Source organism: Streptacidiphilus sp. EB103A, assembly GCF_041261405.1.
Classification (GTDB): domain Bacteria; phylum Actinomycetota; class Actinomycetes; order Streptomycetales; family Streptomycetaceae; genus Streptacidiphilus.
In genome coordinates, this window is sequence record NZ_JBGCAQ010000003.1 from 416018 (window position 1) to 431224 (window position 15207).

A 15207-nucleotide genomic window follows, 5' to 3' on the forward strand; every position below is an offset into this window, starting at 1 on the left:
ATCGTGCCGGAGACGGGGGGCCTCGGCGGCCGGGGACGAAGGGCCTGGGGGGACAGCTCCTGGGAGAACGACGGACTACCGGAGGAGGACGGCGCCGAACCGGACGGCGCCGGCCATGAGGACGCGGGCCACGAGGACCCGGGCCACGACGGTGGCGGCTCCCTGGGCGACGACTCCTGGGACGACGAGGCCGAACAGTCGCAGCTGGTACGCCCCTACACGCTCACCCGGGGCCGCACCCGGCACGCGGAGGGCGCGGCGTTCGACGTGATCGCCCAGGTCGTCGCCGCCGACCGGACCGGCCTCACCGAGCCGGACGCGGGGGAGAGCGCGGACGGCCCCGAGCACCAGCAGATCCTGGCGCTGGTCCGGTCCCGACCGCTCTCGGTCGCGGAGGTCGCCGCGGAGACCGATCTGCCGCTGGGCGTGGTACGCATCCTGCTGGGCGACCTCCTGGACGCGGAACTGATCCGGGTGAGCCGGCCGGTGCCCACGGCGCTGCTGCCGGACGTGAGCGTGCTGCGCGAGGTCATCCAGGGGCTGCGGGCGCTGTAGGCCCCGTCGCCGGTCGGATGGCGGCGGATCGTCACCACCCCTGATGCATCAGGTGTTTGAGGCGTATTCACCCTGATGGGTGGGTTTGCCGCATCTTCCCGTGAAGTGCTGCGGCGCCGGGCAATCCTTGCGCGCATGGCACCGTCTCACCACCAGCATCATCACCACCATCACTGGATCTGTACCGTACCGCCGCCCCCGCCACCACCGCCGGTACCGCCGCCCCCGCCGCTGCCCACGGACGGTCCGCCGCCCACCGCTTTTCCGACCCTGCCGTCCTTCCCGTCCTTCCCGCCGTTTCCGCCGTTCCCGCACTGCAGCGCGCCGCCCGAGCCGCAGCCGACACCCCGGCCGACGCCGCCCCCGAAACCGCATCCGGTGGTGCGTCCTGCCGCGTATCCGACGGTCCGTCACACTGCAGCTCCGGTACACCATCCAGCTCCGATCGTGGTGCGTCCGACCCCGACGCCGCCACCACACCCGCTCGCCGCTCTGCCGACCCCGCCCCGTCCCGCCCAGATCCACACCACCACCGCGCCGCCGCGGATCATCACCGACACCGCCGCTCCGGCCACCAGTGGATCCCCCGAGGCCGCCTTCATCCTGGTCGCGGTCACCCTGCCGGCGCTGATCGCGGCCGGCGCGAGCTTCATCAACCACGCTGTCGGGAGGCACCGTTGATCCTCGGATTCGTTCTCTTCGTCCTCCTCGGCGCACTCACCGCCGTGGTCGTCCTGGCGGCCTTCGGCCGCACCATCCGCTCCAGGGAGGGGACTTTCTCAGGCGGCGCCCTCAGCTTCCTGGGCTCCGCCTCGCTGTCCGCCTTCATCCTGGTGGCGGCCTTTCTGATCGCAGGCTCCTGGTCCAACATCAACACCGCCCGCGGGCACACCTTCGACGAGTCCCGGGCCCTCAACGCCGCCTACACGGACGCGGATCCGACCACCCGACCGCTGCTGGCCACCTACGTCACCTCGGTCATCGGCAGCGAGTGGGCCACCATGGCGCACGGCAGCGCCAACCCGGCCACCTGGAACGACCTGGACGCAGTCAGGGCCCACGTAGCGGCGCTCCCGGCCAACAGCCCAAGCAGAGCACAGGAGTTGACCGACCTCGCCACCGTCTACACCACCCGTCAGATCCGACTGGCGGACACCCAGGCCACCCTCCCCGCCCCGCTCTACCCGGCGCTGATCGGAGCCGGCCTGTTGGTCCTGCTGTACGCACCGATCGCCGGACTCACCTTCCACCTGCGCGAGTCCATCGCCCTGGGGCTGGTCGGCGCAGTGGTCGGCTTCGGCATCTACCTGGTCCTGCACATGACCCACCCCTACACCGGCCCCGTCCACGTGACCCCCGTCGCCTACACCCAGAGCCTGGCCCGCTTCGCCCAACTGTCGGCCGGCTAGGCGCCGGTGTCTGGTGCGCGGGGGCGGGGGCGGGGGCGGGGGCGGGGGCGGGGGAGGCGGGGCGTTTCCGCTGGTCGGCGGCAGCTGTAGGTGGCTTACATGGCGCCACCGTTGCCGCCCGCCCCCGCCCGTGGCTTGTTGCTGCTGCTCGCTCCGCTCGCGGGCCAACCGCAGCGGGGGAGCCGGGTCGGGGCCGAGCGCCGTTGCCGGGCCCGCCTGGTGGGTGGGGGCGCAGAAACGGTTCTGCGGCAGGGCTTCGGCCGAACCGGGGTCACTTTTGGTACGCCAGGGCACTTTTGGTACGCGGAGATCGGGGCAAATAGCGCATTACGGCATGATCAAGTGACACCTTGTCCCGAAATTGACCCCGGTTCCCCCTCGGGCCGGGCTTTTCGGGTCACTGCCTATACGTTCGGGTCACTCCCTCGACGCCCAATCCGGACATTGCGGGCAGGAGGCGTCGGATGAGTGACCCGAACGTATGGGGAGTGACCCAAAACCGGCCAACTCCACGGAAGGAACGTTTCTGCACGACCCGCCACCAACCGCCCCGCCGCCCGGCAACGGCGAGAACGCGCACCCCTCCCGGCCTTGTCGCCGCGAGCGAAGCGAGCAACAGCAACAAGCCACGGGCGTGCCACTCGGCAATGGTGCCGCCATGTAAGCCACCTACAGTTTCCGCCGCCCGGCAACGGCGGGCCGCCCGCACCCCTCCCCGCCCTTGTCGCCGCGAGGCGGAGCCGAGCTACAGCAACAAGCCACGGACGGCGGAGGGCGGCAATGAACCCGCCATGTAAGCCACCTACGGCTTCCGCCGAGCGGCGGTGCCGTCCCGCCCCCGCCGGGGCCGGGCGGCACCACACCCGCGCCACTACAGAACGGCGGGATGCTCGGCGTCATCCCTGAGGCAGCTCCCGCATCCGCCGGATCGGGCTGAGCAGCAGGGTGGCGGGGCTGGCCAGGGCGAGTCCGGCCATCAGCCAGAGCGCCTCGTGCGTCCCCCACAGCGCGGATGCCGCACCGGCGGTCACGGCGCCTACGGGAATGGCTCCCCAGGAGATGAACCGTACGGTTGCCATTACCCGGGGAAGGAGCTCGGGTGGGGTCTGGGTCTGTCGGTAGGTGCGGGTCACGATGCTGGTCACCACGACGCCGCCGGCGAAGCCGGCGTTGCCCAGGGCGAAGAGGGTCAGCGCCCAGCCCTTGCCCGCCAGCGGCATCAGCAGGGCGAACGCCCCGGCGGTCAGCGCCGCGGCGCAGAGCGCCCGACCGCTGCCCATCCGGGCGACCAGGCGCGGCGTCGCGGCCGCGCCCAGCAGGCTGCCCACGCCCTCGGTGGCGATGAGCGCACCCACCAGCGCCGGTGGCGCACCGAGCGTGCGGACCAGGAAGACGGGCGTCAGCGCCATCAGACCGCCGCAGACGAAGTTCACCGCGGTGGCGTCGGCCAGGCAGGGGCCCATCACCCGGTGCCGGGTGACGAAGCGCCAGCCCTCACGGATCAGCGCGCCCATCGAGCCGCGTGGGACGCCGTCCGCCGGGTGCGCCGCCCGAGGCAGGCTGCGCAGCAGCGTTGCCGAGAAAAGGTAGCTGATGGCGTCCACGGCCATGGACGCTGCCGCGCCCAGGAGTTGAACCAGTACCCCGCCGAGCGACGGGCCGCCGAGCTGCGTCACCGCGCGGGTGCCCGAGGTGAGGCTGTTGCGGGCGGTGAGCTCGTCCTTGCTGACGATCGAGGGCAGGAAGGTCGAGTTGCCGACGTCAAAGACCACGCTCGCCAGCCCCACCACCAGCGCGACCGCGATCAACTGGGTGAACCGGAGGACCCCGAACGCGGCGGCGAGCGGGACCGAGGCCACGGCAGCGGCCCGGATCAGGTCCATCGCCACCTGTGCGCCGCGCAGTGGCAGCCGGTGCACCAGGACGCCCGCCGGCAGGCCGATGAGCAGCCAGGAGACGAAGGAGGCGGCCGTGATCAGGCTGACCTGGAGCGCTGTCGCGTGCAGGGAGACCACGGCGACCAGCGGGAGCGCCACCGAGGTCACCGCGTCGCCCACCCCGCTCACCGTGCCGGCGCTCCAGTAACGCCAGAACACCCCCGCTCCCGCTGCCCGGCTTTCGCCGGCCTGGATCTCCCCGTCCGTGGTTGCCGTCGCCATACCCGCCCGCCCCCGTTGCTCGTCTGCTCGTGCACCAGTAAGTCTCTAATCGGAACTCACTATACTCAGGACCTATGCGCTACACGGAACAGGCTGACTCGGACTGCGCGATCGCCCAGGCGCTGTCGGTCGTCGGCGACTGGTGGACGCTGCTGCTGATCCGCGACATCGCGGGCGGCACGCATCAGTTCGACGCGCTCCGCGATGCGCTCGGCATCAGCCGGAAGGTCCTGACGGAGCGTCTGAAGGCGCTGGTCGCGGACGGGGTCCTGGAGAAGCGCCTGTACCACCCGCATCCGCCCCGGTACGAGTACCACCTCACGCCCTCCGGCACCGGTCTGCTACCGGTTCTGGTCGCCCTGCAGGACTGGGGCGCACGGCATGTCATGGGCGACGGTTCGCTCACCGCGACCAGCACGTCCGACTCGGCGGAGACCCGACGGGTGCACGCCCTGGTCGGCACCCGCCTGCCGGAACTGGAGCTGATGTCCGCCAACGGGGCCCCGGTCGATCCACTGGGTCCGGTGGACCGTGCGACGGCCTGGACCGTGCTCTACTGCTTCCCCGGCGCCTACGCCCCCGGCCCGCAGGCCTACCCGCCCGGCTGGGGGGAGATCCCCGGCGCCCGCGGCTGCACCCTGGAGTCCTGCACCTACCGCGATCGGATGGACGACTTCGCCGCCCGCGACGCCCGCGTCTTCGGCGTCAGCACGCAGCGTCCCGACCAGCTCGCGGCGTTCGCCGAACACGAGCGGATCAGCTTCCCGCTCCTCTCCGACGCGGAGTTGCGGCTGGCGGCGGCGCTGCGACTGCCCACCTTCCGCGCGGCAGGCGTGGACCGGCTCAAACGGCTGACCCTGGTTCTCGACGCCTCCCGCACCGTGCGCGGCGTCCTGTATCCGGTGGAGGACCCGGCCGGCTCGGTCGAGGACGCCCTGGCGCTGGTCGACTCGCTCGGAGGTCGGTTCGGCTAGCCCGGCATCTGGGCCCGTCAGGGCTGCGGGAAGCCGCTAGGATCTCGCGCGTGGATCCGATAACCCCTCGTACCGGCGTCGTCACCGCACCCGTGGCTCTCAAGATCCTTGTGGCCGGGGGGTTCGGGGTGGGCAAGACCACGCTCGTCGGTGCGGTCAGTGAGATCCGTCCGCTGCGGACCGAGGAGCAGCTGAGCGAGGCCGGACGGCCGGTGGACCGCACGGTGGGGGTGGAGGCGAAGACCACCACCACCGTCGCCATGGACTTCGGACGGATCGACATCCGCGAGGGCCTGGCCGTCTACCTGTTCGGCACCCCGGGACAGGACCGTTTCTGGTTCGTGTGGGACGAGCTCGCGGTGGGTGCCTTGGGCGCGGTCGTGCTGGCCGACACCCGGCGGCTCGACGAGTGCTTCCCCTCGGTGGACTACTTCGAGCAGCGCGGCATCCCCTTCGTGGTGGCCGTCAACTGCTTCGAGGGCGCCCGCCCGTATCCGATGGACCAGGTGCGAGCGGCCCTCGACCTCGGCGCGGAGATCCCGCTGGTGCAGTGCGACGCCCGGGTCCGGGAGTCGGCCAAGCAGGTGCTGGTCTCCGTGGTCGAGCTCGCCCTGAGCTCGGCCGAGGGCACGGCGGTCCGGACCGGTCAGTGAGCTGGGATCACTGCGCTGGTGAGGGTCTGCGGGTCGTCCGTGAACACACGCAGATAGGTCCGGCCGCCCGAGCTGGTGGAGCTGGTGCTTCGGCGGACCAGTCGGTAGGTGCCGGAGCCGCCGGGGGCCAGCATGGCCGGGCCTGAGGCGACTCTCCAGCCGAAGCTGACCCAGGCGTTGTCGCTGGAGGCGAACTGCGGGGTGAGCACCGCGTCCGAGGTGTTGGTCAGCTTCACCGTCAGTGCCGTGATGTCGACGGTGCCGCTGCCGGTGGAACTTCCGCCGGTCGTGGTCCTGGCCGTGGTCTGCACCGCGGAGATGTCCATCTTCAGCGGCACCGGGGAGGCGACCGCGACCAGGAGGCAGAGCAGGGCCGGGAGGCCGAGGAGGGCGGGCAGGGCCAGTCGGACCCGGCGGTGGGTCAGCAGCCTGGGGCGCCACTGCCACAGACGCCCGTAGTCCTCCTGCGGGCAACTGGCGAAGGCGATCAGCCAGAGCGGGGTGAGCAGTACGAAGTAGGTCTCGGGGGAGCGCGGGGCCAGCAGGAAGGCGGGCCAGGGGAGCAGGGCCAGGGCCGGGGACAGCCGCCGGGGGTAGAGCAGCAGGGCGACCAGCGTCGCGACCAGCAGCAGGGCGGCGGCGTAGGAGTACATGGCCAGATTGCCGGTGCCGGAGGTCAGGTAGAAGCTGATGTCGATCGCGCCCAGCCCCTGCGGGGTCGCGTGCTGGGTGAGTACGCCGCCGATCCCGCCGAGCCAGGCGGTGCCGTCCCGGATCATCAACGGCAGGTTGACCAGCAGGAAGGCGCCGAGGGCGATGGCCGCCCAGCGGCCGGTCACCAGGAGCGCGCCGCGCCAGGGCAGCTCGCCGCGGCGGGCCAGCAGGATGCCGGCCAGCAGGAAGGGCGCCAGGAACCAGCCGAGCTGGTGCGCGGAGGCGGCGATGCCGAGGCAGACCGCCGAGATGACGCCCTGTCGGCCCAGCACCCCGCCGGACCCGGTACGGGTCCACCGGTAGACCGCGACGGCGAGGAACGGCAGCGCCAGGAAGACCGGGTAGCCGTTCCTGACGTAGAAGAAGTACCAGCTCATGCCGAAGCAGATCAGCGTGGCGGCGGGACGCAGCTGCGCCGGCAGCGCCCAGAACATGAACACCGCGGTCGCGGTCAGTCCGGCGAAGGCGAACAGGCCGAGCACGGGCACCCAGGAGGGCAGGCTGTTGACGAAGGGTGCGGCCAGCAAGGCGCTCAGCGGCGGATAGCTGAAGGTGTCCGCGTAGTCGCCGTTCATCAGCGGAGTGGTTCCCACGCCGAACTGCTGGGCGAAGTGCGGCCAGTGGTGCCCGTAGACATGGCCCCCGGCGATCAGGGCCCGGGCCGCGAGGGTGACCAGCGGCCCCTCGTCGTCCTGGTAGGCCCGCTGGTGCGAACCGACCGAGGCCAGGAACAGCGCGGCGAAGCGCAGGAAGCCGGCCAGCAGCACGGCCAGGTCCACCCGGACCAGGGCGCGCTGCCGGCGCACCGTGAGCACCAGCACGGCCAGCAGCACCAGCGACGCGTACAGCGCCAGCAGGAGCGCCAGCACGGTGTGGTTCGCCAGCGCGTGCGCGCGGATCGCATCGGCCATGCCCTGGAAGAGGGCGAGCACGGCGAGCAGGCTCAGCGTCCGGTGCAGGTACGACGGACTCTGTCGGCCGGACCCCGGGACCGGGCGCAGGGCGGCGAAGCGACGGCTGGTCAGAGCCGCAGAAGGAACGGACATACTGTGAGAAGGTCCCCAAGATTCGGTCAAACTGACTCGTTCGGCCACACCAAACTAGAGGACTGGGGTAAGACCCGGAGCGCGACTCGGTGAACACCAGGTGCGGAAGTCTCATCTGCGCCGGTCGCCCCACCTCTCCTGCCGCTGACCGGGGGTCATCTCCTCCCCCGGAGCCAGTAGCCTGGTGCTCCGTTCTTCGTCGTAGGCCGAGCGGTGCAGCGGGCCGGTTCACCGGCGCCGGGCCCGGCGGTGAGCGGTCCGTGCCGCTGCGGCTGTGTCCGTTCGCCCGTAAACCTGCTCGACCGGGCCCACAATGGTTCTTCATGGTTCTTCACCGGACGGGCACATCTGGGAGTCTGTCCATCACACGTGGGTGAGGGGAGGGGGGAGACAGCTGTGGTCGGACTCGCAGCCCAGCCCGACGCGCGCGGCCGCCTGCCCCGTCCCCGGTTCCACTGGCGCTACGGGCTCGGCTTCGTGCTGCTGCTCTGCAGCCTGCTGGCGCTGGTCGCGGTGGGTCAGTTCGCCGGCTGGATCGGCTCCGCGCACGGACGGGCCCAGGCTGAGGCCGCGGCGGACTACCGGGCCTCCTCGCTGCTCCTCGCCCTTCGGGCGGTCCCGCAGGCCGGCTCCTCGGAAGCGGGCCCGGTGGCGGAGGCCGCGTACGCGGGCGCGGTGCGACGGGTCGGCGGCCAACTGCTGGACGCCCGCTACGGTCCGGCCCCGGGCCAGGTCGAGCTGACCGTGCGGATCACCGGTACGTCGGTCGGCGGAGCCCTGACCGGACACCGGAGGACGACGGTGCGGCACTGCTACGACTTCGGCTGGACGGGTGGCCCGGCCGCGGCCGTCCGGAGCTCGACGGACTGCCCGCCGGTGGCGGCCGGCCTGCTCGCGGCGGCCGGGAAGGCCGAGGCGCTGGCGGACCGGCTGACCCCGCTGTCCGGCACCGCGGCGGCGCTGCAGGCGGACACGGCCGCGCTGCTGTCCCGGGCCAAAGCGGCACCTGGCATCACATTTCGGGAGTCGGCGCTCCCGGGACCGCTGAACGGCAGTACGGTCGGCAGTACGGTGGCGGCGGTCTCCAACGCCGAGGACGGGTGCGTCTTCGTCGAGCTGCACGCCGGAGTGGTGACCGCCTGGCCCGCGCCCCTGCTGGCGGCGTGCACGCCCGCCCGCGCTGCTCAGGCCGTGCAGACCGGATAGTTTTTGTCACTGGATTGCAAGAAATAGTAAGCAGCTTGCGCTCCATGACATACACTTGCGGGCATGACACGACGACTTGCTGAAGTGGCGAAGAAAGTCGGGGTCAGCGAGGCGACGGTCAGCCGCGTCCTCAATGACAAGCCCGGCGTCTCCGAGAACACCAGGACCGCGGTGCTGACCGCGCTCGACGTGCTCGGGTACGAGCGGCCGACCCAGCTGCGCGGGGAGCGCTCCCGGCTGGTCGGCCTGGTCCTGCCGGAGCTGCAGAACCCGATCTTCCCGGCCTTCGCCGAAGTGGTCGGCGGGGCGCTGGCGCAGCAGGGGTTCACCCCGGTGCTCTGCACCCAGACCGCCGGCGGGGTGTCCGAGGCCGACTACGTCGAACTGCTGCTGCAGCAGCACGTCTCCGGCGTGGTCTTCTTCGGCGGGCTCTACGCGCAGGCGGACTCCCCGCACGAGCACTACGAGCGGCTGGCCCAGCGCGGGCTGCCCACCGTGCTGCTCAACGCCGCCATCGACGGGCTGGGCTTCCCGCAGGTCTCCTGCGACGACGCGGTGGCCGTGGAGCAGGCGATGGGGCACCTGGTCTCGCTCGGCCACCGGAAGATCGGCCTGGTGCTGGCCACCCCGGACCACGTCCCGTCCCGGCGCAAGCTCGCCGCGGCGCGGATCGCCGCCGAGCGGGCCGGCGTCGAGCTGCCCGACGCGCACATCGAGCACGCGCTGTTCTCGCTGGAGGGCGGCCAGGTCGCGGCGGGACGGCTGGTGGCCCGCGGGGTCACCGGCATCATCTGTGCCAGCGACCCGATCGCGCTGGGCGCGGTGCGCGCGGTGCGCCGCGCGGGGCTCACCGTCCCCGGGGACGTCTCCGTCGTCGGCTACGACGACTCCTCCTTCATGACCTGCACCGACCCGCCGCTGACCACCATCAGGCAGCCGATCGAGGCGATGGGCAGGGCCGCGGTGGACCTGCTGGCGAGCGAGATCGCCGGGGCCCGGGTCACCCACGACGAGCTGCTCTTCGAGCCGGAGCTGGTGGTGCGTGGCTCGACCGGGCCGGTGCGCAGCCGGGGCTAGATCCGGGCCTGATCCGGGCTGGATCCGCACGCAGTGCAGCGTCAAGGGGTCGGACGGTTACCGTCCGACCTCTTTGTCATGCCCTCTCGTTACCATGTCGAAATCTTGCAATCTTTGGTCGACATATTGTGGTCATCTGCTGGCGATGGTTAAGTGTGCCGCATCACAGCGCAACGACACCCTGAACCGCCACCCCGAATCGCCACCCAGAAGGGTCCTCACAATGACCAGTGAGCGACTGACCAGTCCTCGCACCCGTAGAACGGCCGCCCTGCTCCTCGCGGCAACTGTCGGCCTCACCGCGGCCGCCTGCGGAAGCAGCACCAAGACTGCTTCCAACGGCGGTAGCGCCGGCGCGAGTTCGGGCGGCGGCAAGGTGACCGTCAGCATCGACTGCGAACCGCCGACCAGCCAGCCGGTTCCCCGTCAGCAGTGGGTCGACGACATCGCCGCGTTCGAGAAGCAGAACCCCAACGTCACGGTGAAGAGCATCGACACCTTCCCGTGCGAGACCCCGGCGCTGTTCACCGCGGCCCTCGCCGGTCACACCGAGCCGAACGTCTTCTACACGTACTTCACCGACAAGCAGCAGGTGCTGGACTCCGGTCAGGCCGCGGACATCACCCAGTACGTCAACGCCACCACCGTCCCCACCCTGAACGACATCCTTCCGGGCGTGCTGGACGGCCAGAAGTCGGACGGCAAGCTGTACGGCATCCCGCGGAGCAACTACTCCATGGGCATGATCATCAACCGCAACCTGTTCAAGCAGGCCGGGCTCAACCCCGACAAGCCGCCGACCACCTGGGCCGAGGTCGCCACCGACGCCGCCGCGATCCAGAAGCTGGGCGGCGGCATCAGCGGCTACGGCGACTACAGCGCCGGCAACAACGGCGGCTGGCACTTCGTCGCCGAGATGGACGCCCTCGGCGCCCCGGTCGTCAGCAGCGACGGCAAGACCGCCGCCTTCAACGACGCCCAGGGCCTCTCCGTCCTGCAGAACCTGCACGACCTGCGGTTCAAGGACAGCGCCATGGGCGCCACCCAGCTCTACAAGTGGGGCGACCTGCAGAAGCAGATGGCCTCCGGCAAGCTCGGCATGTACGTCGCGGCGCCGGACGACATCACCTACATGGTGCAGCAGCTCAACGCCAAGTACTCCGACTACGGCATGGGCCCGATCCCCGGCACCGACGGTCCCGCCAAGGGCACCCTGGCCGGCGGCGACGACTACATGTTCAACGTCAAGGACACCCCGGACCAGATCAAGGCCGGCGTCGCCCTGGTCAACTTCCTCAAGCTGACCATGGGCCAGGGCCAGTTCAACTACGCCCGCGCCAAGAGCACCAACCAGGCCGTCGGCCTGCCCGAGCCCGAGTTCTACCAGGGCGCCTCGCTGCAGGCCGACAACACGCTCAAGGCCGCCAACGCGACCATGCCGGTGGCCAACTACGCGCCGTTCATCCAGGCCGCGGTCCCCGGCGACCTGGAGCCCGGCAACGCCCAGGACATCTACAAGGTGCTGGACACCGCCATGGCGTCCACGCTGACCAACCCCAACGCCAACCTCCAGCAGCTGCTGAAGACCGCGGAGACCCAGGTCAACCAGGTCCTCGCCAACAAGTAGCAGCAGCAACCGAACCGAACGCCGGAGTGGGGCGGCCGCTGTCCGGGCCGCCCCGCCACCGTCGTCCCCGTCCAGGCATTGTCAGGAGCCCCGATGGCGGCAATCGAGGTACTGGTGAGCACCACCGAACCGGGTCCCGACCCCCGGCGGACACCGCGCAGGCAAGGCGACTTCGTCCGGGAGCTGCGGCGCAACATCAGCGCCTACGGCTTCATGGTCGGAGCGCTGCTCTGCTTCGGCCTCTTCTCCTGGTACCCCATGGTCCGGGAGTTCATCATGAGCTTCCAGAAGCAGAAGCTCGGCCGCACCCACTGGGTCGGCATGCACAACTTCAACCAGATCTGGAACGACCCCAGCTTCGGCCAGGCCTGGAAGAACACCCTCTACTTCACCCTGCTCGCGCTGCTGCTCGGCTATGTGGTGCCGTTCTTCGTCGCCGTCGTGCTCAACGAGTTCCGGCACGCCCGCGCCTATCTGCGGGTCGTGGTCTACCTGCCGGTGATGCTGCCGCCGGTCGCCTCGCTGGTGCTGTTCCAGTACTTCTACAACCCCGAGTACGGCCTGTTCGACCACATCCTGCACGCGGTCGGTCTGCCCACGCTGCAGTGGCTGCAGTCGGCGAACACCTCGATGATCGCCGTGGTGATCGCCTCCACCTGGATGAACATGGGCGGCGCCACCCTGATCTACCTGGCCGCACTGCAGGGCATCCCCGGCGAGCTCTACGAGGCGGCGGAGATCGACGGGGCCGGCATCCTGCGCCGGGTATGGCATGTGACGATCCCTCAGACCCGGCTGATCCTCAGCATGCTGCTGATGCTGCAGATCGTGGCGACCATGCAGGTCTTCGTCGAGCCCTTCGTGCTCACCAACGGCGGGCAGGGGGTCGACAACTCCACCACCACCATCGTCTATCTCGTCTACCAGTACGCCTTCAACTTCAGCAACTACGGGGCCGCTTCGGCCCTGGGGCTGCTGCTGCTCCTGGTGCTGGTCGCGTTCGCCCTCGTCTACCGGTGGATCAGCCGCCGAGCGGAACAGTGAGGTCAGCCATGGCTGTCGCAACCGAGACGTCCACCCGGACCCTGGTCTCCCGGGTCCAGCTGAACCGCCCGCGCGGGCGGGTCGTCTACCGGACCGTGCTGGTGCTGACCCTGCTGGTGTTCAGCCTGGTCTTCCTCGGACCGCTCTACATGATGGTCACCGGTGGCCTCAAGACCACCGCCGAGGCGATCCAGAGCCCGCCCACACTGTTCCCCAAGAAGATCACCCCCAGCACCTACGGCACCGCCTGGACCCAGCTCAACCTGGCCCAGCTGCTGACGAACACGCTGATCTACGCCTTCGGGGCGCTGTTCTTCCAGCTGGTCTTCGACATCGGCGCGGCCTACGCCTTCTCCAAGCTGCGCCCGGTCCTCGGCAACGCCGTGCTCGGCGCCATGCTGGCCACCCTGATGATCCCGGCCATGGTGCTGATCGTGCCGCAGTACCTCACCGTCATCGACCTGCCGGTGCTGCACGTCAACCTGCTGAACACGCCCTGGGCGATCTGGCTGCCGTCGGTCGCCAACGCCTTCAACATCTTCCTACTGAAACGATTCTTCGACTCGATCCCCCAGGAGCTGCTGGACGCGGCCTCGATCGACGGAGCCGGATCGATCCGGATCCTCTGGTCGCTGGTGCTGCCGATGTCCCGGCCCATCATCTCGGTGGTGTCCATCTTCGCCCTGGTCGCGGTCTGGAAGGACTTCCTCTGGCCGTTGCTGGCCGAGCCCTCCCCAACCAAGCAGACTCTGAACGCCGGCATCTACTCGCTCTCCCAGGGGGTGCCCGAGAACGTGCTCATCGCGGCATCGGCCATCTCGGCGGTGCCGACGATCCTGTTCTTCCTCTTCTTCCAGCGCAACATCATGGCCGGCCTGACCGCGGGCAGCCTCAAGGGCTGACTTCCCGACAGACTGCCGCGGACACCCTCCCGCAGTGCCGCGCCCGCCCCGTGATTGGTCCTGCCCCGGACCAGCCCCGTCCCCGACAGATGGAGACCCCTACCGTGCACGAGCCCCAGTGGTGGCGCGACGCCGCGATCTACCAGGTGTACGTACGCAGTTTCGCCGACGCGGGCGGCGACGGAGTCGGCGACCTCGCCGGCGTACGCTCCCGGCTTCCCTACCTCTCCGAACTCGGTGTCGACGCACTCTGGTTCACCCCCTGGTACAACTCGCCGTTCGCCGACGGCGGCTACGACGTCGCCGACTACCGTGACATCGACCCGGCCTTCGGCACCCTGGCCGAAGCCGAGAAGCTCATCGCGGAGGCGCTCGACCTGGGCATCCGCACCATCGTCGACATCGTCCCCAACCATGTCTCGGACCGGCACACCTGGTTCCAGCAGGCGCTGGCCGCGCCGCCGGGGTCGCCCGAACGGGCCCGCTTCTGGTTCCGGCCCGGCCGCGGCGAGCACGGCGAACTGGCGCCCAACAACTGGCGCTCCCAGTTCGGCGGATCCGCCTGGACCAGGGTCACCGAGCCGGACGGGACGCCGGGGGAGTGGTACCTGCACCGCTTCGCCCCCGAGCAGCCCGACCTCAACTGGGACCACCCGGAGATCCGGCGCGAACACGAGGACGTGCTGCGGTTCTGGTTCGACCGCGGCGCGGCCGGCGTCCGCATCGACTCGGCCGCCGAACTGGTCAAGGACCCGGCCCTGCCGGACTACGACTACGACGCCCCGCACCCCCCGGACGAGCCGCACCCCTACATCGACCGGGAGGAACTGCACGACATCTACCGCTCCTGGCGGGCCATCGCCGACTCCTACCCGCAGCCGCGCGCCCTGATCGGCGAGGTCTGGCTGCCCGACCCGGAGCGCTTCGCCCGCTACCTGCGGCCCGACGAACTGCACACCGCCTTCAACTTCGGCTTCCTGGCCTGCCCCTGGGACGCGGTCGAGCTCCGGGACACCATCACCACCACGCTGGCCGTGCACGCCCCGGTCGGCGCCCCGGCCACCTGGGTGCTGGCCAACCACGACATCACCCGCACCGCAACCCGCTACGGCCGCGAGCACACCGGCTTCGACTTCGCCGACAAGGCCCACGGCATCCCGACCGACCTGGAACTGGGCACCCGCAGGGCCCGCGCCGCCGCGCTGCTCTCGCTGGCCCTACCCGGGTCGGTCTACCTGTACCAGGGCGAGGAGTTGGCGCTGCCCGAGGTGGAGGACATCCCGGCGGACCGGATCGAGGACCCGATGTACCACCGCACCGGCGGGGTGGATCCGGGTCGGGACGGCTGCCGGGTACCGATCCCCTGGTCCGGGGTGGCCTCGCCGTACGGCTTCAGCCCGCCGACGGCGGGGGCCGAGCCCTGGCTGCCGCAGCCCGCGGCCTGGGCGGAGCTGAGCGCCGAGGCCCAGGCCGGCGACCCGGCCTCGATGCTGACGCTCTACCGGCAGGCGCTTCGGATCCGCCGCGAGGACGCTGCGCTGGGCGACGGGCCGATGGAGTGGTTGGCAGCGGGGCCGGACGGCGCCGCCCTCGGCCCACGGGTCCTCGCCTTCCGGCGCGGTGCCGGCTTCGCCTGCCTGGTCAACCTCTCCGACACCGCAGTGCCCCTGCCGGGGCCGGCTTCGGCGGCGCTCCTGCTGGCCAGCGGCCCCACCCCGGGCGGACAGCTGCCCCCCGATACGGCGGTGTGGCTGCGGACCACCTGACAGGTCCTCAGCTGCGCCGCTGCGACGTCCCGTACGTGCCGAGGGTCGCGTACGGGACGCCGCAAACCCTTGCAC

Annotated in this window: 13 protein-coding genes; 11 read left to right on the top strand and 2 right to left on the bottom strand. The window is 70.6% G+C overall.

What is annotated here, in order from left to right:
• The first annotated feature begins 3 nt into the window (after positions 1–3).
• The 3 genes from ABH941_RS07040 (at position 4) to ABH941_RS07050 (ending at position 1964) form a co-directional block, all read left to right on the top strand.
• Positions 4–555: a DUF742 domain-containing protein gene (locus ABH941_RS07040; RefSeq protein ID WP_370127714.1), complete on the top strand. Its 552-nt coding sequence runs from the start codon at positions 4–6 to the stop codon at positions 553–555.
• Between the two features lie 447 nt (positions 556–1002).
• Positions 1003–1236 carry a hypothetical protein gene (locus tag ABH941_RS07045; protein WP_370127715.1) on the top strand — a complete coding sequence of 78 codons (234 nt, stop codon included), beginning with the start codon at positions 1003–1005 and terminating at the stop codon, positions 1234–1236.
• Positions 1233–1964 (top strand): hypothetical protein, encoded by a 732-nt coding sequence (locus ABH941_RS07050; RefSeq protein ID WP_370127716.1) that lies wholly within the window; start codon positions 1233–1235, stop codon positions 1962–1964. The genes ABH941_RS07045 and ABH941_RS07050 overlap by 4 nt, the downstream gene beginning before the upstream one ends.
• Before the next feature lie 896 nt (positions 1965–2860).
• Here ABH941_RS07050 and ABH941_RS07055 read toward each other — a convergent pair.
• Positions 2861–4123: an MFS transporter gene (locus ABH941_RS07055; protein ID WP_370127717.1), complete on the bottom strand. Its 1263-nt coding sequence runs from the start codon at positions 4121–4123 to the stop codon at positions 2861–2863.
• Between the two features lie 74 nt (positions 4124–4197).
• On the opposite strand from ABH941_RS07055, the gene ABH941_RS07060 reads away from it, so the two are divergent.
• Positions 4198–5097 (top strand): winged helix-turn-helix transcriptional regulator, encoded by a 900-nt coding sequence (locus tag ABH941_RS07060; RefSeq protein ID WP_370127718.1) that lies wholly within the window; start codon positions 4198–4200, stop codon positions 5095–5097.
• A gap of 50 nt (positions 5098–5147) precedes the next feature.
• Entirely contained in the window at positions 5148–5750 is a 603-nt protein-coding gene (locus tag ABH941_RS07065; RefSeq protein WP_370127719.1) for an ATP/GTP-binding protein, read from the top strand.
• Here ABH941_RS07065 and ABH941_RS07070 read toward each other — a convergent pair.
• Positions 5744–7510, bottom strand: coding sequence for a hypothetical protein (locus ABH941_RS07070; protein ID WP_370127720.1), 1767 nt, complete (start codon positions 7508–7510; stop codon positions 5744–5746). The two genes, ABH941_RS07065 and ABH941_RS07070, sit on opposite strands and share 7 nt — an antisense overlap.
• 396 nt (positions 7511–7906) lie before the next feature.
• Between ABH941_RS07070 and ABH941_RS07075 the strand changes: the two genes are divergently transcribed.
• From ABH941_RS07075 to ABH941_RS07100, 6 genes are all read left to right on the top strand, one after another.
• On the top strand, positions 7907–8716 hold the full coding sequence (locus ABH941_RS07075; RefSeq protein WP_370127721.1) for a hypothetical protein: 810 nt from the start codon (positions 7907–7909) through the stop codon (positions 8714–8716).
• 63 nt (positions 8717–8779) lie between these two features.
• Positions 8780–9793: a LacI family DNA-binding transcriptional regulator gene (locus ABH941_RS07080; RefSeq protein WP_370127722.1), complete on the top strand. Its 1014-nt coding sequence runs from the start codon at positions 8780–8782 to the stop codon at positions 9791–9793.
• 223 nt (positions 9794–10016) lie between these two features.
• On the top strand, positions 10017–11420 hold the full coding sequence (locus tag ABH941_RS07085) for an extracellular solute-binding protein (RefSeq protein ID WP_370127723.1): 1404 nt from the start codon (positions 10017–10019) through the stop codon (positions 11418–11420).
• A gap of 93 nt (positions 11421–11513) precedes the next feature.
• Positions 11514–12464, top strand: a complete 951-nt coding sequence (locus ABH941_RS07090) for a carbohydrate ABC transporter permease (RefSeq protein WP_370127724.1) — start codon at positions 11514–11516, stop codon at positions 12462–12464.
• 8 nt (positions 12465–12472) lie between these two features.
• Positions 12473–13366, top strand: coding sequence for a carbohydrate ABC transporter permease (locus ABH941_RS07095; RefSeq protein ID WP_370127725.1), 894 nt, complete (start codon positions 12473–12475; stop codon positions 13364–13366).
• 89 nt (positions 13367–13455) lie between these two features.
• A complete protein-coding gene (locus ABH941_RS07100; protein ID WP_370127726.1) occupies positions 13456–15132 on the top strand; it encodes a glycoside hydrolase family 13 protein in 1677 nt (558 codons plus the stop codon).
• Positions 15133–15207 lie beyond the last annotated feature (75 nt).

Excerpts from the sequence above, each read along its gene's own strand:
- ABH941_RS07100 (WP_370127726.1), top strand. The coding sequence starts at position 13,456 with ATGGAGACCCCTACCGTGCACGAGCCCCAGTGGTGGCGCGACGCCGCG.
- ABH941_RS07070 (WP_370127720.1), bottom strand. The coding sequence starts at position 7,510 with ATGTCCGTTCCTTCTGCGGCTCTGACCAGCCGTCGCTTCGCCGCCCTG.
- ABH941_RS07080 (WP_370127722.1), top strand. The coding sequence starts at position 8,780 with ATGACACGACGACTTGCTGAAGTGGCGAAGAAAGTCGGGGTCAGCGAG.
- ABH941_RS07090 (WP_370127724.1), top strand. The coding sequence starts at position 11,514 with ATGGCGGCAATCGAGGTACTGGTGAGCACCACCGAACCGGGTCCCGAC.
- ABH941_RS07060 (WP_370127718.1), top strand. The coding sequence starts at position 4,198 with ATGCGCTACACGGAACAGGCTGACTCGGACTGCGCGATCGCCCAGGCG.
- ABH941_RS07095 (WP_370127725.1), top strand. The coding sequence starts at position 12,473 with ATGGCTGTCGCAACCGAGACGTCCACCCGGACCCTGGTCTCCCGGGTC.
- ABH941_RS07055 (WP_370127717.1), bottom strand. The coding sequence starts at position 4,123 with ATGGCGACGGCAACCACGGACGGGGAGATCCAGGCCGGCGAAAGCCGG.
- ABH941_RS07085 (WP_370127723.1), top strand. The coding sequence starts at position 10,017 with ATGACCAGTGAGCGACTGACCAGTCCTCGCACCCGTAGAACGGCCGCC.